Genomic DNA, 25530 nt, shown 5'->3' on the forward strand with positions numbered 1-25530 from the left:
TACCTGAACGCGCGATCCGGCGCACAGTCTGCGTCGGGTGACCGCAAAAAGGAGTTTTCATGCCCTCACGACAGCTATTTTCCCTAGCCGTAGCGGTGCCGTTCTTTATGAGCGGCGCTGTCTTTCCGGCGACTGCACAAGAAGACACCGGTAAGTCGCAGGTAGAGCACCCAACCTACGGCTCCCGCCTCGAGGGCTTTGATTATCCATTCAGGACCGAGATCTTTCATGTGACCAGTCAGGGCCAGCCACTCGAAATGTCGTTCATGGACATCGCAGCGGAAAATCCGAATGGTCGGACTGTCGTGCTGCTGCACGGGAAGAATTTCTGCGGGGCCACCTGGGAAGATACCATAAATCGCCTGACGCGAGCCGGTTATCGTGTGATCGCCCCGGATCAGGTTGGCTTTTGCAAGTCGAGCAAGCCGCAGGTATATCAGTTCAGTTTTCATCAGCTGGCGGAAAATACCAAGGCGCTCCTCGATCAGCGCGGTATCAAGAAGGCGACGATCGTCGGCCACTCCATGGGCGGCATGCTCGCGTCTCGCTTTGCCTTAATGTACCCGGATGCGACCGAACAGCTTATAATGGTCAATCCGCTTGGCCTGGAGGATTGGAAGACTAAGGGCGTGCCCTATCAGACGATTGATGCAGCATTTGAGGGCGAGAAGAAGACGACCTTCGCCAGCATCAAGGCTTACCAGCAGAAGATCTACTATTCGGGCAATTGGGAACCGGAATACGACAGATGGGTGGCGATGAGTGCGGGCATGTATGAAGGCGATGGCGGAGAACAAGTCGCATGGAACCAAGCCTTGACCTCCGACATGGTGTTTACCCAGCCTGTGGTTTATGAGTTTCCACAAATAAAGGTGCCGACGCTGCTTTTGATTGGCATGACCGACAAGACCGCACCAGGAGCCAACCGCGCGTCGCAAGAGCTCGCATCCAAGCTTGGCGACTACACGCAACTCGGCAAGCAGGCAGCCGAAGCGATCCCAGACGCCAAGCTCGTCGAGTTCGATGATCTTGGCCACTCACCGCAAATCCAGGATCCGGAAAGGTTCCATCAGGCGCTGCTTGATGGCTTGAAGACATTGTAAGGAAGCAAGGGCCCGCGCAAGCGGGCCTTCTCTCCTGAGTGAATGGCCAAGCACCTTTCCGGATGCATCTACACCTATGTCTCTGCGTCGGCGGACGCAATTGGCGGCCGTGTTGCAGACCGGCGAGTCCGGATCTGGAGCTTTCGAGGAGTTGTCACGGGGATCAATGGAGCCTCTGAGAGCGCCTCACGGGCAGCATCAGTCAACCTGGAGGCTGTAAAGTCAGCGTCCTTTTGCGCCGACAATGGTCGCGCGTCCTCGCTGTCGGACCACAGCACCGCCCCCACACGTGAGGTGGGGTAGATGCGCTTGAAACGGCGCATAAGAATGCCCGCATGCTTGGCAGAGTCCTCGTTCAGGAAACAAACAACAACGGCGTTGGCTTCTTTTGGAATGAGATCGCGGCTTCGGCGGTTGGTGATATCGGAGTGCCTTGCCGTCACGACTTCGGCTCCTTGCACCTGAAGCACCTGAGCCAGCATCGCCGCGGAGGCGTCATCAAGAGGGCCTCTGCCGCCAATGCAGATGACGGTCTTCCCAGTCCCGTCCGGCAGTTCCTCTTCTTCACTGCTATTTTGCTCCTCAGAAGGAGCCTTGGGGATCTCGCCCGTCGCCTTGCTTTTCTCCTCCTCTTCCGCCTCCTGCTCTTCCTCCTGCGCGATGTCTTCAAGGTTCGAGACCAGCGTTGTCGCCGTTTCGTATACCTGCTCCATCTGCCCTGCTGTCAGGACGCCTCGACGACGGTCCCGCTCCGCGAGCAGAAGAGCGGGAATGGCGACCTTGCCGTAGTAGTCTTCGAGGTAATCTTCTTCGAGCATCTCCTCAGCCTGGTCAGTAGCCTCGTCGGGATCACCTGCCAACAGCCTCTGGTAAAGGCGTTCCTTGGGATCAAGCACCGGCTCGCTGCCAAACAGGACCTCGAGGAACTCGAACTGGGGCACGTAACGACCGAGGACGGCCAGGCACACGGTCAGCGGCGTCGACAGGATGAGGCCTACCGGCCCCCACAGCCATGCCCAAAAGATCGCCGCGACGATGATGGCCAGCGGAGAAAGCCCGGTGCGGGAACCATAGAGCCATGGTTCGACGATGTTGTTGCTGGTCAATTCCAGCACCAGGAATATCGCCGCGACCCAAAGAACTAGGCTCCAGCCCGGATCGACGGCGAAGGCCAAGAAGAGCGGCAGCACCGTCGCTATGACAGGGCCGATGTAAGGAACGAACCGAAGCACGATGGCCAGCATCCCCCACAGCACGGCGTTGGGGATGCCGACCGCCCACAGGCCGAGCGCCAGCGGGATTCCATAGGCGCAGTTCACGACCAACTGCATCAGAAGATAGAGCGCAACGCGGCTGCCGGCCTCCTGGAGCGCCTCCGTCGTGCGATGCAGGTCTCCATAGCCAACAAGCCGGATAAAGCGATCACGGAGTTCCTCTCGCTCCAGAAGCATGAAGATGACGACGACGATGATGAGACCTAACGAGGCAATCGGTCCAAGCAGCGGGCTGATAAGACTTGTGAGCGTTTCGATCGGCCGGCTGGGCGCGAATATCTCGACGAGCATCGGTTCTCTCGAGGGGGAAGCTGAACCTGGAGTAGCCTGGTTCTGCCCGGCATTGTTGATTTCGCGCCCGACGCTTTCGATGACCGAGGTCAGACGTCGCACGATGCCGTTGTCAGTTCCGCTCTCCTGGAGAGAACGTATCTTTCCGATGATGTTGCCCTGATAGGCAGGTAGGTTTTGTGCCACCTCGGCGACCTGTCCGGCCACCACAAGAGCGAATAGGGTGAGGCCAAGGAAGGCAAGCACGACGGTGGTGATTACCGCCAGGATCCGCGGAAGTCCGAGTTTGCGAAGACGGGATGAGATGGGTGCCAGGGCGAACGTCAAGAGGACCGCGATCGCCAGCGGAAGGAGCACCTCCTTCGCAAAATAGAGGATGGCCACGACCGCGAGCACCGACGCAAAGGCAGGCATGCGCGAGGGTCCCGACGGCGAAATGGAATAGAGGCGGCGAGGGCCGCCGAGCTCATTTTGCAAAATCACCTCCTGACCCCAGGCTCGAAGCCGCCAAACTGGAGCTCGTCAACTGATCTCATCGAGGTAGGGCGAAGACAGGACTTGGCAATCATGATGCTTCGCCTGGTTGCGCAGGACGTGTCCACGTAGCGGGAAATCAGACCTCACGCCGAAGGTCTCGAACTTTGGCCTTTTTGAAGAGCAGGGAAAAGCAAGATAGAACGGATTGCTTTGCCGGACTAAATCGGCCGGCGATATGCCTATACCGGAAAGGAGAGCATCTGCATTGCGCGAAGGCATGTACAGAAGAGGCAAGCCGCAAACGGCCGCAGCCGCCTTTGGTTTTGAAAAGCCTATCCTTCCCCAATTGAGATGCATCATAGAACGCGTGCCTTGGGGACGCGGAAATTGAGCAGCCGTGCGAAAATCATAATCCATTGATGTCATTGGTGAGCACGAAGCATTCGAAACCTAGTGAGACGTTTTGTTTCGTTACCGGATGGCAGCCATTTTCGGCAGCGATTGCCGGTTGATACCGGGTGATGCTGATGATGACCTCTTCTGTGAAGTCTGCGTGCGCAGCAATGCCATCAGCATCGGCCCCACTGCGAATTCTCCCTTGGCTGCGCGGCGTGTGAGGTGTCTCAGATATCCCCCGGCCGAACCAATGCGTTCTCCTCTTTCGAGAATGCAGGCCATCACCATTGCGGTTGCCTGCGGTCCCATGACGGAACTCGCTTCCTCGTAAGCCGAGGTGCTCACCGCCAGCGTCGAGCGAACGACCGCTGCTGCCGTGATCAGATCCCGCCAGTTGCGGATTTCTCCGCCCGGACCATAGGCCTGTATTTCCGGGCAGGCCCGATGGACGGTCTCGAGGGAGAATTTGAAGGCTGGGGCGCTCTCCGACGAGGACGGGTGGTCATGGGGAGAGTGGCGGTTGATCACTTCCGGTTCTTCATAAGGTGACGCGGTAAGTTCCTTGACGGATGTAGTTCGGTTGCTGATATGGCCGGGTTCAGATTCAGAAGGGAAATAGGATTCTGAATCCTGTTTGTGGCGCTCAATTTGAGACTCATTGCCGCTCATTTTTTCCGTTTTTAGCTGTGCGTTCAAAAGCTTGAACGTTCTCTCGCGCAGTTCCTCCATTCGGGTGAGGATTGGCAACAAGGCGTCTAGCTTCGCAACGCGCGGAAACTGTTCAATGAGGCCGTGGAGTTCGGCCGAAAGGCTCAGCCAGTCGCCGGCAAGGCCTTCGTTGAGGGCGCCGGTGATCACCTTGGTCACGTCGCGGCGGCATATCGTCAGGCGTTCCTTGGCAGCTCTCAGCAATTGCCGATCGGCGACGGAACGAGCGGCCAGGCTTTCTATCTCGCTGGCGCGGGAAAGAAGCGGTGCAAGCGAGAAACCGTAAGCTTCGTCGATCTCCCCTGCCCTGTCGCGCCGTGCGTAGCGCTTTCCGTTAGGGCTGTCCTTGCGGATGATCAGTCCGGAATCGACGAGAATGGCCAGATGGCGCCTGAGCGTGGCCGCGGCCATACCGCGTGCACGAAGCGAAAGCTGCGCATTCGAGGGAAAGACGACCAGCCCCCGCTCGGCGGAAAGCTCCTCTTCTGGATAGAAGCTCAAGAGCGCATCGAGAACGGTAAGCGCTCGATCAGTCACGCCGAGAGAGGGCCGCGCCTCGCAGATAGCCCTGAAAAGCTTCCATTTGTTGCGCCGGAAATCGGGCTCGATATCCTCGGCTTGCATTTGACTTGCCAGGAAGGCAAGCGATATCGACCGCCGCCCAAAGGGCGTCGTGACAGTTCCACTCTCCATTTTCCTTCACCTACGCATAGGCAAAAGAAATCCGCTCACCAAAACGGTGCCAAAGACTCTTGACTGTGATTCGTGGAAATGCGATTCTCGATCTTGCTAGAAATCAGAGGAAGGCTTCCACGACTTCGGTCGCTTGGGGGCCTTTTTCTTTTGCGGGTTGCTCCTTTGCGGGTTGAACTCGTCTAATAGCGATGACTCAGTCCTGGAGGACCGATCGGCTCTGAAGATAATCGCGATGCAGTTGCTCGAGCTGCGAGGCGACGAAATCGGCAAAAGCAGGTGCGGCCCGATCATCAAAAACCAGATTGACCTTGGTTCCGCTCCGCTCGACGGATGCGAGCTTTGCTCCCGCCTCGCTCTTGATCGTCTCGGGTTTCGGCTTTGCGCCTCTAACGGAGAGCAGAGCCATGACCTGACTGAAGCGGCTGTCGGAATCAGCATCCCTGAACCGGGTGCTTTGCAGGAGTTCCTTGAGCGCCGCCTCGTTCTTTCCTTCGGCATGACGCTCGGCGAGCGCCATCCATCTGGGACGGCCTGCCTTCGGCGCCGGGCCGATCGCTTCGATCAATGTGCGCGGCAGCGAATGCGCGACGCTCATCAGCTTTGAAAGCTGGGTTTTCTCGATTCCCAGCGAGGACATGATGACGCGCCGGTCGAAACCGCGCTCTTCGAGAGCGAGTGCAAAAAGTCCGCGCTCGATATAGCTGAGATCCGAACGGGCGGCGTTTTCCTGGCCCTGGATGACGACGAGCTCTTCATCTGTCAGATTCTGGACGACTGCCTTGACGGGACGAGCGAGCGAGGCGAGCACCCGCACGCGGCGGTGACCGAAGGCGATCTGATATCTGTCCGGCTTTGAAGGGTGAGGCCTGACCAGGATGGGGCTCTTCTGCCCGGATTCGCGGATGGCTTCGACCAGCCGCTGATAGTCTTCGCCTTCGTCAGGCAGACGGTCGGAAACGAAGGAGCCCTCGATCTTTTCGGTCGGTATTTCCACCACCGCCGAACCCGAGGCGATCAATGCCCTCGCCTGATCGGCCGCGCTGGCGATATGGCCGAGAGAACGGCTCATGGCTCCGACCGCGCCGGAGCGTATGTGTTGCAGCGACTTTTCCGGCGCTTCCGTCGGGGGTGCTGCATCATTCGAGTTGCCATCTGGCAACTCCTGCTCCCGCCGGGATAGCATTGCTTTCAGAGTGTCTTTCCGGCTCATGCCGCCCTCCCCCAGGCCTGCCTGATGAGGCTTTCGATTTCGCCATTGACCGCGTCGAGCGATTCCATCGCGCGGTCATAGGTGTTCTTGGAAAAGTTCTCGCGCCCGACCTCGTAAAGCGTCTGCTTGGAAAGCCCGGCATCCGAAATCGCGGTGGATTTCAGCATATGGTTCGTCAGAACGCGCTCGCGGAACAATGACCGCATGAAGCCAACCACCTGCGTTTGCGGGCCGTCGGAAGGCTCGTAGCGCGTCACCACATAGCGGATGAAATCATAGTCGAGGTCGCCGCCGGAATCCTGGACGACGCTCAGCAGGTCGGATGTCATCAGCAGGAACTGGCACATCGACATGACGTCCAGCATTTGCGGGTGGGCGGTGATCAGGAGCCCGGTCGAGGCGCAAAGCGCGCCGAGCGTCAGGAAACCGAGCTGCGGCGGGCAATCGAGGACCATCACGTCGTAATTGTCTGAGACGGTGCCCAGTGCTGAAGCCACGCGGCCGAAGAAGGGTTCGGCCGAACGCTCGGCAAGCGCGCGGGGCGTGTCGTGCTCAAATTCCATGAGTTCGAGATTGCCGGGAACGAGATCGAGGCCGGGAATATAGGTCTTGCGCACCACGTCGCTCAACGGACGGCGCTGCTCGTCATAGCGTATGGCGGCGTACATGGTCTCGTTGGAGCCGATATCGTATTCGGGCTGGTAGCCGTGCAGCGCGGTGAGCGAAGCCTGCGGATCGAGATCGACGGCAAGCACGCGGTGACCCTGAAGGGCGAGATATTGCGCCAGATGCGCGGCGGTCGTGGTCTTGCCGCTGCCACCCTTGAAGTTGAGCACGGCCATGACCTGGCAGTGCTCGTCGCCACGCCGGTGCGGGACATAGCGTTTGCCCTTGGAATTCTCATCCAGGACGGCGCGGATCTCGTTGATCTGGTCGAGCGTGTAGGAGCGCCTTCCTCCGGGGCTGATGGCCGGCTGCGGTCCCTTGCCGTTCAGCGAGAGTTGCCGAAGATAGGCATCGGCGATGCCAATCAGCTTCGCCGATTCTACAGAGGAGAAGGACCGCAGGGTCTTTTGTGATACCGGCGGAAAGAGCGCCTGGCGCATTGCCTGCAATTCCTGAGACAGTGCGGCGCCGTCGGCGGCGATGACCTCGGTCATCGGGCGCTTTGGTGTAAGTGTGGGGGAGAACTGACTACGAGCCTTCGCCATAACTACGATAATTCTCCGTAATGGATGAATATTTCGTAGGGAAGATGCCGCGAGTCGCGATTCTTAGCAAGGGAATTAGGGTTAATGAAAGATTAACCATGCCGAAGGTGATCTTCAAGTACGTTTAGACTGCCCTGCCCGTTCGAAAAAGCCAACGTCATCCGCGGCCCTGCCCTCTCATGCACGGCGACGAATAGCTATTGTCGCGACGCTTGCCCCCGCATTTTTCTCCCAGGAGGCAGAATCGGCACGACCGGACATGTGATGCGGACGCCGTCTCCTTCCTGTCGCGAGTCGTCAGGAGGCAATTCAGTTAACAAGGCCGGAGTTGCCATCTGGCAACTTCGGCGGAGCGCCTTCTCATCGGAAGGGCGCGTGAACGATGCTGCCTGAACAGAGCTAGGTAGTGGTCTCATAAACCCGCATCCATAGTCGGGCGGCTGCGAGGAAGTTTCTGGCCAGCTTGTCATAGCGGGTTGCGACCCTGCGGAAGTGTTTGAGCTTGCAGAAGAAGCGCTCGACGAGGTTGCGCTGCCGGTAGATTTCGGGATCGACCGATCGCTGAACCTTGCGGTCGCGTTGGGTGGGAATATGAGCCTGTCCGCCGCGCTGGCCGACCAGGTCGATCAGATGCTGCCAGTCATAGCCGCGGTCGGCGACGACGGTGGAGGCGGGTAGCCCTTCGAGCAGTCCGGGCGCCGCAGCCTTATCGGACGCCTGCCCTGACGTCAGCGCGACACGGACCGGGAGTCTGTTCTCGTCGACGACGACGTGGATCTTGCTGGTCAGTCCTCCACGAGAACGGCCGATGGCGTGATACGGGCCCCTTTTTTACCACCGGCGGCATGCTGGTGGGCGCGGATGATGGAGCTGTCGATCAACTGCATCGACTGTGGTGAAGCGGATGCCAGAGCCTCGAACACACGTAGCCATACGCCCGCCTTGGCCCATCGGTTGTAGCCGTTATAAGCGATCGTATAGGGGCCGTAGCGCTCGGGCAGGTCCCGCGAGGGCGAGCCGGTGCGCAGGATGTAGAAGATTCCATTTATGAGTGCAGAGCCTAGCGCCGGCCCAACGACGGACGTGGCTCCTGGGTCGATTGCCTGCGAGCCGTAACCCGGACATCGATCTCGGGTATTCCATTTTGCTTGGCCTTCTTCGGAGCAAGGTCTTAGGTGACATAGCTGGGAGTTGCCAGGTGGCAACTCCCACTGCTGCTCGGCGCGTTGTATTCCCCCCCCGCGTGGAGCAGCCGGCCATGCTTCACGAACACTTGCCGCAGGTTGGCATTATGCCATAACCTTTCGTTGGGACGACCGGGAGTGGGGTTGGCCTGGCGAGCGAGAGGACGGCCTGGTTGTGACCGGCTTTATTTCGGCGTAGCATGGATTCATACCTTTTGAGGCATGTGGGGAGGAGATCCTGCAGCATGGCGAAGCTCGTGTTCGCTTTGAACCAATCCCTGGATGGATATGTCGACCACACGGCGTTTACGCCCGAGCCCGCGCTCTTCCGTCATTTTATCGACGACGTGCGCGGTTTGGCCGGCAGCGTGTACGGCCGCCGCATGTACGAGGTGATGCGGTATTGGGACGAAGATCATGCGGCGTGGGGCGAGGAGGAGCGCGACTATGCTGCAGCCTGGCGCAGCCAACCGAAATGGGTCGTGTCGCGCTCGCTGAAGTCCGTCGGGCCGAATGCCACTCTGGTCGCTGATGACATCGAGGTGGTGATAGGCGGTCTCAAGGCTCGATTGGATGGCGTGATTGAAGTTTCCGGACCTGAGCTGGCACGAAGCCTGACGGACCTTGGTCTTGTCGATGAATATCGGTTGTACCTCCATCCCGTCGTGCTTGGTTGCGGCAAGCCGTTCTTCGCCGGCCCGCAACCGCCGCTGCGCCTCGTGGCGAGCGACCGATTTGGCGAGAGCGTGATCAGATTGACATACGTTCCCGCTTAACCGCGCGCCGAACCGGCAAACTGCTGATCCTATAACTTTCATGATCAGCGGCAGCAGTTGCCCGACCTTGGTCGTGCGTGCGGAACCTCATGGGAGGTGTAGGCGGTTCGCGGACCAGTTTCCGCTCAACTGAAATGGGGAGAGGGGAGGGGCTGCCGTGTAGGGGTATGGCGAAAACGATGTGCTTGGTCTATAATCCTGCCATGCAGATTCGCACCTGACAGCGAAAGGTGCGCTTAGCTCGCCAAGAAGCTTCGGCACCGGCGACGAGTGGCAGGCACTCCAATTTTCTTCGATGCAAGCTACGGCATGATTAATGGGCGGTGATGAAACCAAACCGCTCACTCGCTTTCATAACGCAAATCAGCTACAACAACATCAATGCGTTACGATCTTGCGAAATTGCCCCTGCACAGCCTGATTTCACCGGTGGCGGCCACGACGGCCGCGCTTGCGCGGCTCGACGAGCGCCTGAGCCGAACCGACTTGCGCGAGGGCTGCATCAGCCGCGCCGACTTCGCTGATGCCTGTGCCTCAATGTGGATCGATGGAGAACTCGTGCATCTGGAGGATGTCGTCCTCCATGATGCCGGCATGGGCATCCGCGCACCGACGCATGAGCTGACCATCGCCCATGATGTGCTCCGCACCCGCCGACGCATTCTGGCTCATCCACCCAACTGGGCGCTCAGCATTGAGGGTCTGCGGCATCTGCGCGGCCGCATGGATATCGGGTCGGGTGCGTCGTTGGCAGCGGTCGAAGAGGTCTCGCAGCCGATCGCGGACGGGGAGGGGACTGAGAAAGAAGATGAGGACGATGCCGACGATCCGCTTGCCAGGGAGTTTGCGGAGATCGATGCAGTGCTTGCCCGAAGCGAGGCCCTGCTTTCCCTGGCCGCAGCCCCGCCGGCGCCATCGCCCCCACGGGAGCGCGATCCGCTCGTCTACGAACCGGACTGGGACGAGGATTCGCGCATCGAGGAATGGCGCGCCGTGCTTTTTGAAACAGAAGGGCTGCCACCGATGCTGCGCGCCGTGCTTCTGCTCGATGCGTGGAACCAGTTGCAGGTCCTGCAGCACGCGCCATGGCTTGGCCGGCTGCTTGCCGCAGCCCTGCTTCGCGAGACCGGCATCACCCTGGTGCATCTGGCAACCGTCAACCTCGGACTGAAAGCCATCCCGCGCGAACGCCGCGCCAGCCGCGATCGCAACGACCGGTTACTCGCCTTTCTCGATGGAATCGCCGCCGGCGCGGAGGCCGGGTTGAAGGAGCATGATCGGTTGCTTCTGGCCCGCCAGCAGATGCAGCGCCGGCTCGCAGGACGCCGTGCCTCGTCGAAGCTTCCGCAACTGGTCGATCTCGTCCTTTCGAAGCCAATGGTATCGGCCGGAATGATCGCCGAAGCGCTTGGCGTAACGCCGCAGGGTGCACTCAAAATCGCCAGCGCGCTGAACCTCAGGGAACTGACGGGGAGGGGGAGGTTTCGGGCTTGGGGCGTGATTTGATCCGCAGCAATCCTTGCCATTCAAGGCCGCGCGGCTTGCAATTGGGCGATTTTTGAACTGAGTTCTTATACTTTCGCGAATATGCTCGTTCAGCGATTTTCTCCGCCAGGATGAAACGCTAAGAAACGTCGTGGAATGTTGAGGAGGAACAATGCGCGCAGTTCTGGGTGAGGTCGAGAAGCGGCGGGCTGAAGCAAGGCTCGGCGGCGGCGAAAAGCGCATCGCCGCGCAGCACGCCAAGGGCAAGTTGACGGCGCGCGAGCGCATCGAGGTCCTGCTTGACGAGGGCTCCTTCGAGGAGTTCGACATGTATGTCACCCATCGCGCGGTCGATTTCGGCATGGCGAGCCAGAAGGTCGCGGGCGATGGCGTCGTCACCGGCTGGGGCACGATCAACGGCCGCCAAACTTACGTCTTTTCCCAGGATTTCACCGTGCTCGGCGGTTCGCTTTCCGAGACCCATGCCCAGAAGATCTGCAAGATCATGGATATGGCGGTGCGCGTCGGCGCGCCGGTGATTGGGCTCAATGATTCCGGGGGGGCGCGCATCCAGGAAGGTGTGGCCTCGCTTGCCGGTTACGCGGAAGTGTTCCGCCGCAATGCCGAGGCCTCCGGCGTCATCCCCCAGATTTCCGTCATCATGGGACCCTGCGCCGGCGGCGCGGTCTACTCGCCGGCCATGACCGATTTCATCTTCATGGTGCGCGATTCATCCTACATGTTCGTCACAGGTCCGGACGTGGTGAAGACCGTCACCAACGAGATCGTCACGGCCGAGGAACTCGGCGGCGCCCGCACCCACACGCAAAAATCCTCCGTTGCCGATGCGGCCTTCGAAAACGACATCGAGACGCTGGAAGCGGTGCGCCGGCTTTTCGATTTCCTGCCCTTGAACAACCGCGAGAAGCCGCCAGTCCGTCCCTTCCACGACGACCCGGCCCGCCTCGAAAACCGCCTCGACAGCCTGATCCCCGACAGTGCAGCCAAGCCCTACGACATGAAGGAGCTTGTCCATGCGATTGCCGACGAGGGCGATTTTTTCGAGATCCAGGAAGCCTTCGCCAAAAACATCATCACCGGCTTCATTCGTATCGAGGGCCAGACGGTTGGCGTCGTCGCCAACCAGCCGATGGTGCTCGCCGGCTGCCTGGATATCGACAGTTCACGCAAAGCTGCCCGTTTCGTGCGGTTCTGCGACGCCTTCTCGATCCCCATCCTCACGCTGGTCGACGTGCCGGGCTTCCTGCCGGGCGTGGCGCAGGAATATGGCGGCGTCATCAAGCACGGCGCCAAGCTGCTCTTCGCCTATTCGGAGGCGACCGTGCCGATGGTGACCCTGATCACGCGGAAAGCCTATGGCGGCGCCTATGACGTCATGGCCTCGAAGCATATCGGCGCGGACATAAATTACGCCTGGCCGACGGCCGAGATCGCCGTGATGGGCGCCAAGGGCGCGACCGAGATCCTCTACCGCTCGGAACTCTCCGATCCGGAAAAAATCGCAGCGCGGACGAAGGAATATGAGGAGCGTTTCGCCAACCCCTTCGTGGCGGCCGAACGCGGCTTCATCGACGAAGTCATCATGCCGCATTCTTCCCGACGCCGTATCGCCCGCGCCTTCGCCTCGCTGCGCAACAAGCAGGTGACGACGCATTGGAAAAAACACGACACGATTCCGCTCTAGAGGTCCGCTGTGACGGCGGCCGCCAGCCATGAAATACCGCAGGAGTTCCCGATGCCCAGACCGCCCGAAATGACCAAACATCGGGGTTTTCCCTCCGGCATGCCGGGCCATGGCCATCACTTCACGATCCGTCGGGCGAACGAAAAGGGTGCGACGCCTTTGAAGCCGCTGCAGCGCCGCGCCCGGCCGGGCACGATCGAGCACAAGGTGGACGCCGCCTTCCTGCACGCACTGTGGCATCATTTCGGCCCGGAACCCTTCGAGCGCGGCAATCTCGATGCCGGCCGACTCAACCTCCTGTTCGGCCGCGAGGTCGTGCCGGCTGAGGACAATTTCGATCCGACCTCCTACGAGGCGCTGCTGGTGATCAACGAGAAGGTTGCGCGCCAGAGCTTTCCGGAATCCTTCGAAGACGTGATGGAGATTTGAGTTTGGCGATCAAGAAGATCCTCATCGCCAATCGTGGCGAAATCGCCTGCCGGGTTATCAGAACGGCTAAGAAGATGGGCATCGCGACGGTCGCCGTCTATTCGGATGCCGATCGCGACGCGCTGCATGTGCGCATGGCAGACGAAGCGGTGCATATCGGGCCCGCCCCCTCCAGCCAGTCCTATATCGTCATCGACAGGATCCTCGATGCGATCCGCAAGACCGGCGCCGATGCCGTCCATCCCGGCTACGGGTTTCTCTCGGAAAATCCCGCCTTCGCCGCGGCACTCGAAAAGGAAGGCGTTGCCTTCATCGGCCCGCCCGTCAAGGCGATCGAGGCCATGGGCGACAAGATCACCTCCAAGAAGATAGCGGCCGAAGCCGGCGTCAACACTGTGCCCGGCCATATGGGCCTCATTGAGGATGCCGAGGAGGCGGTGACGATCGCCTCTTCCATCGGCTATCCGGTGATGATCAAGGCGTCCGCCGGCGGCGGCGGCAAGGGCATGCGTATCGCCTGGAACGACAAGGAGGCCCGCGAAGGCTTTCAGTCGTCGAAGAACGAGGCGAAGTCCTCCTTCGGCGACGACCGCATCTTCATTGAGAAATTCGTCACTCAGCCGCGCCACATCGAAATTCAGGTGCTGGGCGACAGGCACGGCAACACGCTCTATCTCGGCGAGCGCGAATGCTCCATCCAGCGGCGCAACCAGAAGGTCATCGAGGAGGCGCCGTCGCCCTTCCTCGATGCCGAGACGCGGAAGGCCATGGGCGAGCAGGCCGTGGCGCTCGCGAAAGCGGTCGGCTATTTCTCCGCCGGCACGGTGGAATTCATCGTCGACGGCCATCGCAATTTCTACTTCCTCGAGATGAACACCCGCCTGCAGGTCGAGCACCCGGTCACCGAACTTGTCACCGGCATCGATCTCGTCGAGCAGATGATCCGCGTCGCCGCCGGCGAAAAGCTCGCCTTCGGCCAGGACGATGTGAAGCTCACCGGCTGGGCGGTCGAAAGCCGGCTTTACGCCGAAGACCCGTACCGCAACTTCCTGCCGTCAATCGGCCGGCTTTCTCGTTACCGTCCGCCGCTGGAAGGCCGGTGGGAGGATGGCACCGTGGTGCGTAACGATACCGGCGTCTTCGAGGGCGGCGAAATCTCCATGTATTACGACCCGATGATCGCCAAGCTTTGCACCTGGGCGCCGGACCGGATCAAGGCGATCGACGCCATGGCGACGGCACTCGACGATTTCGAGGTGGAGGGCATCGGCCACAATCTTCCCTTCCTCTCGGCCGTCATGGAGCATGAGCGGTTCCGCGCCGGGCGGCTGACCACCGGTTTCATTGCGGAGGAGTTTCCGGAAGGTTTTTCCGGCGTGCGCCCGGATGAAGCCGCCGCTCGCAAGCTCGCGGCCATCGCCATTCTGGTCAACCAGGTGCTGCAGGAGCGCGCGGTGCAGATCTCCGGCACGATCGGCAATCACCGCCGCGTCGTCGGCAAGGAATGGGTGGTCACGCTTGCGGGTTTCGAGCTGCCCGCCGCTCTCGAAACCTCTCCCGACGGCACCTCCGTCACGTTCGCCGATGGCGCGCGCTTTTCGGTCGCCAGCGGCTGGCTTCCCGGCCGGAGTCACGCAGCCTTTCATCTGGATGGCGAGCCGATGGGCGTGAAGGTCGATCTCGCCGGAACCGCAATCCGGCTGCGCTGGCGCGGCATGGACGTGACGGCGCGGGTTCGCTCCCCGCATGTGGCCGAACTTGCGCGCCTGATGCCCGTCAAGCTGCCGCCGGATACGTCGAAAATGCTGCTTTGCCCGATGCCCGGCGTCATCACCTCGGTCGCGGTCAAGGCGGGCGATCAGGTCGAAGCCGGCCAGACGCTCGCAACCGTCGAGGCGATGAAGATGGAGAACGTTCTGAAGGCCGAGAGACAGGGTGTGGTCAAGCGCGTCGCGGCCATCGCCGGCCAGAGTCTTGCGGTGGACGAGCTGATCGTCGAGTTCGAGTAGGGCGGGTGGTGAGAAGCTGGGGCAGCTGAATCCGTGAACCGATTGCTGCGGCCAGGCGTCAGAAATCCCAGGGACATATAAGATCGAGCCCCGCTGTCTCGAAGTCCCTCAGGTTGCGGGTCGCTAAACGGCCACCGTTAACCCGCGCAATCGCAGCAATCATGCCGTCAGGCGCAGACATCCCGCGTCCCTGTCGAACAGCAGTGCCCATGATTTTCCCATAGGCCAGCGCGGCCTCTTCTGTCATGCCAAAAATTCGATCGGCAAATCGACGCCGCCAGTCTGACAATCCCTGCTCTAGCCGTTCAGCGCGTTGATCGGGCCTGATCTTCTGAATACCGAATGCTATCTCCGCAATCGTTACGGTAGGCAGCGCGAGTTCGGCGTCGTATCGAATCAGCCAAGCGATCACCGCGTCGTCCGGCGTCTTTTTCAAGGTTTCGGAAACAACGTTGGTATCGAGAAAAATCAAAGATCGATGCCCTTATGAGGGTGACGATTTTCGCGAATGACTGCTTCCAGATCGATGTCGCTGCCGGCTTGCGCCGCCAGCCGGCTATAGAAGGTAGAGGCGGGCTCGCGCCCCGCTTCGCGGATCTCATAAGCTTCGAGCGCACGTTCGACCACATCAGCGATTGAACGGTTTTCACGGCGGGCAAGCCGGTGTGCGAGGTCGCGCGCCTTTGAGCTGCGGACGGAAAGCTGTGGTTCGGCCATTCCTACCTCCTACCGAGAAGGATAAATACGAACTGCCATCAAGATGGCAAATGATGGCTTGATATTCAAGAGTCCTATTGGATTGAGCTGCGACAGTGAATGGGTGGCGAGAGGGTTCGGCCTAAAAACGGCAAGTTCCTCGCCTTAATGTCCCTTGCGCGGCCACTGCAGAGGGATCGGAGTCGCGGATAAAAATCGCTGAACGGGGCGCTGAGAGGTGCTACTTTTTACTAATACAAGAGGCAGCTTTCAGCGCCCCGTCCGAACACTATAAATAAACACGGCGTCGACGGCGCGCGTGTCCAAAGGCGCATGGAGGAGGAAACGGGTGACCGACAAGACCATAAAAGACTGGAAAGCACTCGCCGAAAAAGAGTTGAAGGCATCGCCCGAAACGCTCGTCTGGCGTACGCCCGAAGGCATCGAGGTGAAGCCGCTCTATACGGCCGACGACCTGCAGGGGATCGATCACCTGCACTCGCTTCCCGGCTTCGAGCCTTTCGTGCGTGGCCCACGCGCCACCATGTATGCCGGAAGGCCGTGGACGATCCGCCAATATGCCGGCTTCTCCACCGCCGAAGCCTCCAACGCCTTCTATCGCCGCAATCTCGCTGCCGGCCAGAAGGGCCTCTCGGTCGCCTTCGATCTCGCCACCCATCGCGGCTATGATTCGGATCATCCGCGTGTCGAGGGCGATGTCGGCAAGGCGGGCGTCGCGGTCGATAGCGTCGAGGACATGAAGATCCTCTTCGACGGCATTCCACTCAAGGAAATGTCCGTGTCGATGACCATGAACGGCGCGGTCATCCCGATACTCGCCTCTTTCATCGTCGCGGGTGAGGAGCAGGGCTGTTCGCGGGCCGAGCTTTCCGGAACCATCCAGAACGATATCCTCAAGGAGTTCATGGTCCGCAACACCTATATCTATCCGCCCGAGCCCTCGATGCGGATCGTCGCCGACATCATCGAATATACGGCGAAGGAAATGCCGCGCTTCAATTCGATCTCGATCTCCGGCTACCATATGCAGGAAGCCGGCGCGACGCTCGTGCAGGAACTCGCCTTCACGCTCGCCGACGGGCGCGAATATGTGCGCGCCGCCCTCGCCAAGGGCCTGAATGTCGATGATTTCGCCGGTCGGCTTTCCTTCTTCTTCGCCATCGGCATGAACTTCTTCATGGAGGCGGCGAAGCTCCGCGCCGCGCGCCTCCTCTGGTCGCGCATCATGGAGGAGTTCAAGCCACAAAAGGCCTCCTCGCTGATGCTGCGCACCCATTGCCAGACGTCGGGCGTCTCGCTGCAGGAGCAGGACCCCTATAACAACGTCATCCGCACGGCTTACGAGGCGCTGTCTGCCGTGCTTGGCGGCACGCAGTCGCTGCACACCAATGCGCTGGACGAGGCCATGGCCTTGCCGACGGATTTTTCCGCCCGCATCGCCCGCAATACCCAGCTCATCCTGAGCCACGAAACGGGCGTCACCAAGGTCGTCGATCCGCTCGCCGGCTCCTACTATGTCGAAAGCCTGACGAACGAATTGGCTGAAAAAGCCTGGGCGCTCATCAAGGAGGTCGAGTCCCTCGGAGGTATGACCAGGGCGGTCGCGGAAGGCCTGCCGAAGCGGATGATCGAGGAAGCGGCCACGCTTCGCCAGGCACGCGTCGATCGCGGCGAGGAGATCATCGTCGGGGTCAACAAGTACCGGCTGGAGAATGAGGACGAGCTCGACATTCTCGCCATCGACAATACCGCCGTGCGCAATGCGCAGATCAGGCGGCTGGAGGAGGTGCGCCGGCAGCGCGATCCGAGACAGGTCGAACAAACGCTTGATGCCCTGGCCGAGGTCGCCCGCACCGGCAAGGGCAATCTTCTGGAAGCCGCGGTGGAGGCGGCGCGTGCCCGCGCCACGGTGGGTGAGATTTCGGATTCGATGCGCAAAGCCTTCGGGGATCATTCGGCCGTGCCGGAAGTGGTGAGCGATATCTACGGCCCCGCCTATGACGACGATCCGGAATACCGGACGATCGTTAGCCGGCTATCCAATTATGCGAAGGCCTCCGGCAAGCCGAAAATCATGGTCGCCAAGCTCGGCCAGGATGGGCACGACCGGGGCGCCAAGGTCATCGCGTCCGCCTTCGGGGATATCGGTTTCGACGTGCTTGCCGGCCCGCTCTTCCAGACGCCGGAAGAGGCAGCCGATCTTGCGATCCGGGAAAAGGTCCAGGTGGTCGGCATGTCCTCGCTCGCCGCCGGCCATCGGACGCTCGGTCCTCAGCTCGTCGAGGCGCTGAAGGCCAAGGGCGCGGAAAACATCATCGTCGTGGTGGGCGGCGTCATCCCGCGGCAGGATTACGATTACCTGATAGAACACGGCGTCGCCGCCGTCTTCGGCCCCGGCACCAATGTGCTGGATGCCGCCAACAAGGTGCTCGACCTCATCGAGGGAAAGCGGCGCAATATCTGAGGATGGGTTGGAATGCCGGCGGGCTTTCGACTTCCGCCGGTATTCCAGTTCACCGTTTGCCGAGGAGGGGGAGCGTCTCAAGGAGCTTCGAAAGCTTGATCGCGCTCCACGGCATGTATTCGGCGATCGCCAGTCCCACGATATCGGCTTCCGCATCCACGGCCTTCAGAATATTGGCCACCTCCTCGAAGCGCATCCGGCCTTTCGCAACGCCCTCATAGGCATTCGGTTTGGCATCGGGGTCCTGCGAGAGAAGGAAGTCGTAGAGCGAGGGGTCGAGAACATCCAGGTCGAAATGCACCGCGACCTTCTTCGCGCCCGAGGCGCGCAGCCATTGCAGCACGGGCTCGGCGGAGCCGGCCAGGTCTTCCGGGCTGAGGCGCGTCATTCCGTGCTCTGGAATGAAATCCGTTTCGTAGGGCGCGGTTTCGGTCAGGCCGACATAAAGAACCCGGTCTCCCTTCACCGGCTTCGGCACGGCGGCCACGAAGTCCGGATCGCCTATCCCCATCAGCATGGCGAGCACATGCGCATGGGCGTTGCGGAACTGCTTCGCGGTCATCACGTCGGGATGCGCGTCCACCCAAAGAACCGCAAGATCCTCGCCATACCGCGCGCTGAGATATGCCGTGGGCGCGAGGTTGACGAGGCAGTCGCCGCCAAGCGTGACGATGGCGTCGGGATCGTGCCGGGCGATCGCCGATCTGGCTGCGGCAAGCTGGTCCAGAAGCGGCTTGCGGGAAACGATGCCCTGCTCGACCGGTCGCGTGGCGTCCGGGGCTTCGGGCACCGCAATCGTTTCCTCCGGTCCCTGCGCCTTCGGCGCGATCGCTGCAAGAACGCGCGCGCCTATCCTGTAGTCTGGGTGATCCCCGCCCTGCCATTGCGGAAGGTTCAGGCGCAGAATGTTTTTCGGGTCGATTGTCATGGTCTCACTCTTTCCTGTCGGGAATTCGGATCGGTTTACCCTTGCTGGGACAGGACATAGCTGGTGATTGAAAACAGGAACAAAATAGCGGATTTATAGCAACTCTGTCCAAGATTATGGACAATGACCGGAACGGGGAAATACCGTGAATCAGCTCCTAGCCATGCGGGCCTTCGTGCGGGTCGTCGATACCGGGTCTTTCCGGGGCGCCGCCAACCAGCTTCAGGTGCCGCGCTCGACGGTCAGCAAGCTCGTCACCGATCTCGAAAAGCATCTCGGCGCAAGGTTGATGAACAGGACCACGCGCAATGTCGTGGTGACTGCCGAGGGTGAGGAATATTACCGGTATGCGGCGCGCCTGGTGGCGGAGGTCGATGAGGCCGACAGCGCCGTGCGGGGCAGGAAGCTGACGCCGAGAGGCCATCTTCGCATCGAGTCCCACCCGACCTTCGCGCAGAATGTCCTGATCCCGCATCTGCCGGATTTCCATCGGCAGTATCCGCATATCTCCATCGCGCTGGGCATCGGCAACCGGCCCGCAAACATCATCGGGGAAGGGGTCGATTGCGCCATCAGGGCAGGGGAGATCGGCGACGAAACCTTGATCGCAAGGCATCTGTTCGATGCGGACTTCGTGACCTGCGCCTCGCCGGCCTATCTGGAGCGGATGGGAGCGCCGGCGTCTCCGGAAGACCTCGCCGCCAACCATGTTGCGGTCGGCTTCTTTTCCCATGCTGACGGCCGGATGAAACCGCTGGCCTTCGAGAAATCCGGTCACCGGCACCTCGTCAGCGACCTGCAATTCTCCGCCAATGAGGACAATGGCCAGATCGCCATGATCCTGGCGGGAATGGGGGTCGGCCAGAACGTGAGACCGTTCCTCCTGCCCTACCTGCAGTCGGGAGAGCTCGTCGAGGTTTTGGGCGAATGGAGCCATCCGACGCTGCCGTTCCATGTCGTCTATGCTCCCGGCAGACATCAGAGTGCCAGGCTGAAGGTCTTCATCCAGTGGCTTGTCGAGCGCTTCGGAAAGCCCTCTCAGGGCTGAGCCCCCACCGGCATTGTATTCGGAAATTCTCTCAGCTGGCCGATCAGCGGCAACCGGATCGCCGCCTGGAAACCCCGGCTGATGTTCTCAAGCGTGATATCGCCGCCGTGATGGCGGGCTATCGCACGGGCGATCGACAGGCCGAGGCCGACGCCGCCGGTCTCGCGGTTGCGCGAATGCTCAAGGCGGAAGAACGGCACGAAGACCCGCTCGAAATCGGCAACCGGTATGCCGGGGCCGTCATCCTCGACGAGGATGGTCAGGCTGTCGGCGCGCTTTTCGAGCGAGACGCGCGCCCGCTTGCCGTAACGCACCGCGTTTTCCACGAGATTTCTTATCGCCCGGCGCAAGGCGTCGGGCCGGCACCGGTAGCCGATCCTCGATGCGCAGGCAAACGTCACGTCGAGACCGAGATCGGCTAGGTCGTCGCACAGGCTGGAGATGAGGGCGGTGAGGTCCACGCTACGGGTCTCTTCGAGCGTCGCCTCCTCGCGGGCGAAGGCAAGCGTGGCTTCGGTCATCGACTGCATCTCGTCGAGGGTCGCCAGCATGCGCTCCTGCAGTTCGGGATCGGAAACGAATTCGGCGCGCAGCCTCAGCGATGTGATCGGCGTGCGCAGGTCGTGGCCGATCGCCGCCAGCATGCGGGTCCGGTCGTCGACGAAGCGCTGCAGGCGCGCCTGCATTAGGTTGAACGCCTCGGTCATCTGGCGAATGTCGTCCGGCCCTTGTTCGGGTAGCGGCGGCACGGCCTCGCCGCGGCCGAGCGCCTCGGCGGCAACAGCCAGACGCCTTATCGGACGGGCGATCCGGCGCGCGACGAAAATTCCGATCCCGGAAAGAACGAGCGCGGTGATGGCGAGCGAGATGGCCGATTGCTGCGTCCAGATGGCGTTGGCGATCGGCTTGGAGACGACGGCGTTCAGCCATGCGCCGCCGCCGAGCTGCACAGCGAGACCCATGCCGTTGATGCGTTTGAGCGAGGCGAATTTCGCAGGCTGCGACAGGGGCCAGGCCGACGGTGACAGATCGGTCCACAGGATCGTGCTAGCCGCCGCGGCGGTGCCGGCGGAACCTTCCACCGGGTAGATCTTCGGCACTTTCGGATCCGGCGGCAGCGGCGGGAGCTGCTGCTTGTTCAGCTTCGCAAACCCTGCCAGGGGGGCGGCGAGCTGGGCGCTTGCCAGATCCTGCCAGGCCCGGGCCGTTTCCGGGCTGTCCGCTGAAATCCAGAATCGCGTGCTTGCCGTGTCGCTTGCCCGCAAAACATCACTCTTAAGCTCCGGCGGAGTCACCTCGACCAGCTTCGCGATCGAGGCGGCGCGGCTCAAGAATTCGCTCTTGGCGGCGGCGCGCAGCGCCTGGCCGCGCTCGTCCCAGGAAACCAAGAGGCCGATGCTCTGGGAGACCACAAGCGCAAGCAGGATCAGACAGATGAACTGCGCCGCCAAGCTCCGTCGCCACCAGCCAGTCATGACGGCTCGATCCTTGCCGTGAAGCTGTAGCCGCCGCCCCAATGAGTCTTGATTAGCACAGGGTTGCGCGGGTCGGCTTCGATCTTTTTCCTCAACCGGCTGACCTGGTTGTCGATACTGCGGTCGAAGCTGTCGGCAGCGCGCCCGACGGTCAGGTCGAGAAGCTGATCGCGGTTGAGCACCAGTCCCGCATGGTCGATGAAAACCGAAAGGAGGCGGAATTCCGCGGTCGAAAGTGGCACGGCGATCTCGTCGGGGCCGATGATCTCCCTCCGTCCCGTGTCGAGAACCCAGCGGTCGAAGCCCACGGTCCTGACCTTCAGGGTTCCGCGCCGCGGCGGCAGGCTATGGACGCGCCGGAGCACCGCCTTGATGCGCGCCAGCAGCTCGCGGGGATTGAAGGGCTTTGTGACGTAGTCGTCCGCTCCGAGTTCCAGGCCGATGATGCGGTCCGTCTCGTCGCTCATTGCCGTCAGGAGAATGATCGGAAGCTCGCCCCGACTTCGCAACTGGCGGCAGATCGACAAGCCATCCTCTCCCGGCATCATGACGTCGAGCACGACGAGATCGGGCGAGCTGCGGTCGAGCAGCCGCCGAAGGGCTCCCCCGCTCTCGGCCAGGCTGATCCTGTAGCCGTGCTGAGCCAGATATTTTCCCACCAGATCGCGAATGTCGCGATGGTCATCGACGACAACGATATGGGGTGTTGGGCTGACGGTGGTGCTCACGCATCGAGAATAGGAGAAGGCCGAATGTCCTCCTAGGGAAAAATTGTAACGAAGTATGTCGGCGGCCGGTCCTGCGACATTCGGAGAAGCACTCCGCCTTCCCTGACAGAACTCTGCGACACATGCCGATCATCATCCAGGCCTGCAAGCGCCGTCTCGCAAAGCGATTGTCTCAAGGGAAGGGTTCTGGATGCCGGCACACGATCGTACTGTTCCGCAAGCCTCGCTGTCTGTTTTCGACGCCGTCACGATCATGGTCGGACTGGTCGTCGGCATCGGAATCTTCCGCACGCCCTCGATCGTCGCCGCCAATGTCGAAAGCGAACTCGCCTTCATCGGCGTTTGGGTGGCCGGTGGGATCGTCACGCTCATCGGCGCGCTGTGCTATGCCGAACTGTCGGCCGCGCATCCCCATGCCGGCGGAGAATATCACTTTCTCTCCCGCGCTTACGGCAAGCCGATGGCCGTGCTCTTCGGCTGGGCGCGCGCCTCCGTGATACAGACAGGCGCGATCGCCGGCGTCGCCTTCGTCCTTGGCGATTACGCCGCGCGGATATTCCCGCTCGGTGCGCACGGCCCCGCTCTTTACGCAGGGCTGGCGATCGTCGTGTTCACCGGAATAAACGTCGCCGGCACCTTGCAGAGCAAGACGCTGCAAGTCGTCATCACGATGGTGGAGATCGGCGCCGTCGTTGCGATCATCGCCTTCGGCCTGTTCGGCTCGCCGGGATCGGCTCCGGAAGTGGAAGCGCTCGCGCCCGGATCGGCCGCCATCGGCATGGCGATGATCTTCGTCTTGCTCACCTATGGCGGCTGGAACGAGGCCGCCTATCTCACCGGCGAGCTCAAGGATGCGCCGCGCAATATCGCCAGGGTGCTGGTGCTGGGCACCGTCGTCCTGACGGCGCTTTACGTCCTGACAAATATCGCGCTCCTTTCCATATTGGGACTCGACGGGCTTCGCGCCTCCGAGGCGGTGGCCGCCGACATGATGGGTCTGGTAGCAGGACCGCCCGGCGCGCTCATCGTTAGCCTCGCCATTGTCGTGGCCGCGGTTTCGACGCTGAACGCAACGATCTTCACCGGCGGGCGCGTCTATTTCGCCATGGCCCGCGATCTGACGCTGATGCCGCGCATCGGCGAGTGGGACGAGCGCGGGAGTAACCCCGCAAACGGTCTGATCGCGCAGGGGATTGTCGCGCTCGCATTGGTGGGAATGGGCGCGGCCACGCGCAACGGCTTTCAGGCGATGGTGGATTATACCGCTCCGGTTTTCTGGGGGTTCCTGCTGCTCACCGGCATCGCGGTTTTCGTTCTGCGGCTTCGCGAGCCCAAGCGGGTGCTGCCCTACAAGGTACCCCTCTATCCGCTGACGCCGATCCTATTCTGCCTCACCTGCGCCTATATGCTGCATGCCAGCCTCGCCTATACCGGCGTTTCGGCCCTGATCGGCCTCGCCGTCCTGGCGGCGGGCCTGCCGCTCCTGTTTTTCCGCCGAACCGGCGAAAAGGGACACTCCAAGAGCTCTCCCGCGCGCACCGCCGTCACGGCTCCCGACTGACCGAACCGCACTTCAACCAGGAGAACCGCCATGTTCCATTTCCGAAGAACCGCCATTATCTGCACGGTATCTGCCCTCGCATTGGGCAGCCCCTTCACGCTGATCGGCCCGGCTGCCGCCGATCAGGCGGCGCCGTTCACCCCCTCCGTCGGCCAGGCCGGCAAGGATGTCGTCTGGGTGCCCACCCCGCAAGCGTTGGTCGACCGGATGCTCGAAATGGCCGAAGTCACCAAGGACGACTACGTCATCGATCTCGGCTCCGGCGATGGACGCACGGTGATCACCGCGGCGAGGCTGGGCGCGCGCGCCCACGGCATCGAATACAATCCCGACATGGTCGCGCTTTCGCAGCGCAATGCCGAGGCAGCCGGGGTGACCGACCGCGCAACCTTCGTGCAGGGCGACATCTTCGAATCGGATTTCTCGGAGGCGACGGTCGTCACCCTTTTCCTGCTGCCCGAACTGAACCTCAGATTGCGTCCGATCCTGCTGGACATGGAACCCGGCCTGCGCGTGGTTTCCAACACGTTCGACATGGGTGACTGGGAGCCCGACGAGCGGGTCGAGGCGGGCGGCGACTGCACGACCTATTGCAATGCCTACAAGTGGATTATCCCCGCCAAAGTGGAAGGCAACTGGCGCCTCGGCGACGCCGAACTCACGCTGACCCAGACCTACCAGATGCTGACCGGATCGCTGAACCGGGGCGGGGAGATGCTCCCCATCAGCGAGGCCAGGATGAACGGCCGGGAGATCAGCTTTCTTGCAGGCGACCGCCGCTATATCGGAGAGGTCGGCACCGACGGCACCATGACGGGAAGCATTGAGGGCGGCGGCGAATGGAATGCTTCCCGCTCCACCAACTGAGCTTCGGAGCCGCGAGTGAATTCGACTTGTGAGCACCGGTAATAGGTTCATGCGCATTTCGGTATCTAATGACTGACCAAACACGGATTAGGTACCACCCATCGAAGCGCGGCGAGTTAGCCGTCTGAAACCCACAGGCAAAATGAAAGGAGCACACCATGAAGTGAGTGTTCATTGCCACGCTTGGAACCCTGGCATCACTCACCACCGTCCCCGGCATTTCCGCGCCACCGAACAGGGCCAGGCACCCATCCGGACGTGGCATACGGAAAAGACTGTCGGGATCGATGACAGGAATCCCGGCATCACCGATAGCGCGGGCACCGAGTTCGCGTCTGTTCGTCCGCGCACCTCGCGCGACGATCGCCAGATGGGCGACGACAGCGTCCGCGGTTGAAACGCAGTTCATTCAAGACATCGGTAGCAGCCAGGTCGCAAACACGCTGCACCGAACAGAAAGGATACGAAAATGAAGAATACCCTTATCATCGCATTTTTCGCTTCCCTCGCCGTTGCAGGCGCCTCGGCCGCGGCCGAGGGTGAATACTACGAAGGCATTGGCGGGGCCTCCTCGCAGCGGGCGGCTAACGCACCGGCAATCAAGCACGATCGGACCTTCTTCTATTCCGCCAAGGAAAAGGGAGCTGTCGCGGCCGAAGCCGACAGCGGCGACTACTATGAGGGCATTACCCGCCCCAACTGAGTGTCGCGCTTTCAGCGGGAATGGCGTTCCGTTGCGAACCATTCTCGCCCGATCGTGCATCGCGGGGGGGGACAATGTGCGGCAC

The 25530-nt window shown here is 61.4% G+C and carries 24 protein-coding genes; 12 read left to right on the top strand and 12 right to left on the bottom strand.

The features are described from left to right. The first annotated feature begins 59 nt into the window (after window positions 1-59). Window positions 60-1103, top strand: a complete 1044-nt coding sequence (locus tag ACE04I_RS17140) for an alpha/beta fold hydrolase (RefSeq protein WP_487207359.1) — start codon at window positions 60-62, stop codon at window positions 1101-1103. A gap of 74 nt (window positions 1104-1177) precedes the next feature. Here ACE04I_RS17140 and ACE04I_RS17145 read toward each other — a convergent pair whose 3' ends face one another. The 7 genes from ACE04I_RS17145 to ACE04I_RS17175 all read right to left on the bottom strand — a co-directional run bounded on the left by ACE04I_RS17145 (window position 1178) and on the right by ACE04I_RS17175 (window position 8571). Continuing rightward, on the bottom strand, window positions 1178-3082 hold the full coding sequence (locus ACE04I_RS17145) for an AI-2E family transporter (RefSeq protein ID WP_245282179.1): 1905 nt from the start codon (window positions 3080-3082) through the stop codon (window positions 1178-1180). Between the two features lie 108 nt (window positions 3083-3190). After that, complete coding sequence (locus tag ACE04I_RS17150; protein WP_487207360.1) at window positions 3191-3562, bottom strand: hypothetical protein; 372 nt, start codon at window positions 3560-3562, stop codon at window positions 3191-3193. Window positions 3563-3616: 54 nt separating this feature from the next. After that, window positions 3617-4942, bottom strand: coding sequence for a plasmid replication protein RepC (gene repC / locus ACE04I_RS17155; protein ID WP_487207361.1), 1326 nt, complete (start codon window positions 4940-4942; stop codon window positions 3617-3619). 196 nt (window positions 4943-5138) lie between these two features. Further along, window positions 5139-6155, bottom strand: coding sequence for a plasmid partitioning protein RepB (repB, locus tag ACE04I_RS17160; RefSeq protein ID WP_487207362.1), 1017 nt, complete (start codon window positions 6153-6155; stop codon window positions 5139-5141). Next, on the bottom strand, window positions 6152-7315 hold the full coding sequence (gene repA, locus ACE04I_RS17165) for a plasmid partitioning protein RepA (RefSeq protein ID WP_137326556.1): 1164 nt from the start codon (window positions 7313-7315) through the stop codon (window positions 6152-6154). The genes repB and repA overlap by 4 nt, the downstream gene beginning before the upstream one ends. Window positions 7316-7765: 450 nt before the next feature. Further along, a complete protein-coding gene (locus ACE04I_RS17170) occupies window positions 7766-8176 on the bottom strand; it encodes an IS5 family transposase (protein ID WP_487207408.1) in 411 nt (136 codons plus the stop codon). Further along, entirely contained in the window at window positions 8152-8571 is a 420-nt protein-coding gene (locus tag ACE04I_RS17175; RefSeq protein WP_487207363.1) for a transposase, read from the bottom strand. The genes ACE04I_RS17170 and ACE04I_RS17175 overlap by 25 nt, the downstream gene beginning before the upstream one ends. 224 nt (window positions 8572-8795) lie before the next feature. Here ACE04I_RS17175 and ACE04I_RS17180 point away from each other — a divergent pair, with 224 nt between their 5' ends. The 5 genes from ACE04I_RS17180 (at window position 8796) to ACE04I_RS17200 (ending at window position 14954) form a co-directional block, all read left to right on the top strand. Beyond that, complete coding sequence (locus ACE04I_RS17180; protein WP_046796929.1) at window positions 8796-9326, top strand: dihydrofolate reductase family protein; 531 nt, start codon at window positions 8796-8798, stop codon at window positions 9324-9326. Between the two features lie 381 nt (window positions 9327-9707). Continuing rightward, entirely contained in the window at window positions 9708-10832 is a 1125-nt protein-coding gene (locus tag ACE04I_RS17185) for an RHE_PE00001 family protein (RefSeq protein WP_487207364.1), read from the top strand. A gap of 151 nt (window positions 10833-10983) precedes the next feature. Further along, the gene (locus ACE04I_RS17190; protein ID WP_487207365.1) at window positions 10984-12516 is read left to right on the top strand and encodes an acyl-CoA carboxylase subunit beta; all 1533 of its coding nucleotides are present in this window, start codon (window positions 10984-10986) and stop codon (window positions 12514-12516) included. Between the two features lie 51 nt (window positions 12517-12567). Then, on the top strand, window positions 12568-12945 hold the full coding sequence (locus tag ACE04I_RS17195; protein WP_046796979.1) for a hypothetical protein: 378 nt from the start codon (window positions 12568-12570) through the stop codon (window positions 12943-12945). 2 nt (window positions 12946-12947) lie between these two features. Next, window positions 12948-14954, top strand: a complete 2007-nt coding sequence (locus tag ACE04I_RS17200; protein ID WP_487207366.1) for an acetyl-CoA carboxylase biotin carboxylase subunit — start codon at window positions 12948-12950, stop codon at window positions 14952-14954. Between the two features lie 58 nt (window positions 14955-15012). On the opposite strand, the gene ACE04I_RS17205 is transcribed toward ACE04I_RS17200, so the two are convergent. Together ACE04I_RS17205 and ACE04I_RS17210 are read right to left on the bottom strand one after the other, a co-directional pair. Continuing rightward, window positions 15013-15426 carry a PIN domain-containing protein gene (locus ACE04I_RS17205; protein WP_487207367.1) on the bottom strand — a complete coding sequence of 138 codons (414 nt, stop codon included), beginning with the start codon at window positions 15424-15426 and terminating at the stop codon, window positions 15013-15015. Then, on the bottom strand, window positions 15423-15671 hold the full coding sequence (locus ACE04I_RS17210) for a type II toxin-antitoxin system VapB family antitoxin (protein ID WP_046796925.1): 249 nt from the start codon (window positions 15669-15671) through the stop codon (window positions 15423-15425). The genes ACE04I_RS17205 and ACE04I_RS17210 overlap by 4 nt, the downstream gene beginning before the upstream one ends. Window positions 15672-15999: 328 nt before the next feature. On the opposite strand from ACE04I_RS17210, the gene scpA reads away from it, so the two are divergent. After that, a complete protein-coding gene (scpA, locus tag ACE04I_RS17215) occupies window positions 16000-18135 on the top strand; it encodes a methylmalonyl-CoA mutase (protein ID WP_487207368.1) in 2136 nt (711 codons plus the stop codon). A gap of 49 nt (window positions 18136-18184) precedes the next feature. Here the strand turns inward: scpA and ACE04I_RS17220 are convergent, their stop codons facing one another. Beyond that, window positions 18185-19063 (bottom strand): arginase family protein, encoded by an 879-nt coding sequence (locus ACE04I_RS17220; protein WP_487207369.1) that lies wholly within the window; start codon window positions 19061-19063, stop codon window positions 18185-18187. Window positions 19064-19208: 145 nt separating this feature from the next. Here ACE04I_RS17220 and ACE04I_RS17225 point away from each other — a divergent pair, with 145 nt between their 5' ends. Further along, window positions 19209-20111 carry a LysR family transcriptional regulator gene (locus ACE04I_RS17225; protein WP_487207370.1) on the top strand — a complete coding sequence of 301 codons (903 nt, stop codon included), beginning with the start codon at window positions 19209-19211 and terminating at the stop codon, window positions 20109-20111. Here the strand turns inward: ACE04I_RS17225 and ACE04I_RS17230 are convergent. Continuing rightward, a complete protein-coding gene (locus ACE04I_RS17230; protein ID WP_046796921.1) occupies window positions 20102-21586 on the bottom strand; it encodes a sensor histidine kinase in 1485 nt (494 codons plus the stop codon). The genes ACE04I_RS17225 and ACE04I_RS17230 overlap by 10 nt on opposite strands. Next, window positions 21583-22314, bottom strand: a complete 732-nt coding sequence (locus ACE04I_RS17235; protein ID WP_046796920.1) for a response regulator — start codon at window positions 22312-22314, stop codon at window positions 21583-21585. The genes ACE04I_RS17230 and ACE04I_RS17235 overlap by 4 nt, the downstream gene beginning before the upstream one ends. 190 nt (window positions 22315-22504) lie before the next feature. Between ACE04I_RS17235 and ACE04I_RS17240 the strand changes: the two genes are divergently transcribed. The 4 genes from ACE04I_RS17240 to ACE04I_RS17255 all read left to right on the top strand — a co-directional run bounded on the left by ACE04I_RS17240 (window position 22505) and on the right by ACE04I_RS17255 (window position 25445). Then, window positions 22505-23875 (top strand): APC family permease, encoded by a 1371-nt coding sequence (locus ACE04I_RS17240; protein WP_046796919.1) that lies wholly within the window; start codon window positions 22505-22507, stop codon window positions 23873-23875. Between the two features lie 30 nt (window positions 23876-23905). Next, a complete protein-coding gene (locus ACE04I_RS17245; protein WP_052760499.1) occupies window positions 23906-24742 on the top strand; it encodes an SAM-dependent methyltransferase in 837 nt (278 codons plus the stop codon). A gap of 163 nt (window positions 24743-24905) precedes the next feature. Further along, on the top strand, window positions 24906-25139 hold the full coding sequence (locus ACE04I_RS17250; RefSeq protein WP_487207371.1) for a hypothetical protein: 234 nt from the start codon (window positions 24906-24908) through the stop codon (window positions 25137-25139). A 72-nt stretch (window positions 25140-25211) separates the two neighbouring features. Then, a complete protein-coding gene (locus ACE04I_RS17255) occupies window positions 25212-25445 on the top strand; it encodes a hypothetical protein (protein WP_046796918.1) in 234 nt (77 codons plus the stop codon). Window positions 25446-25530: the final 85 nt, after the last annotated feature.

The organism is Rhizobium moroccans, assembly GCF_057559155.1.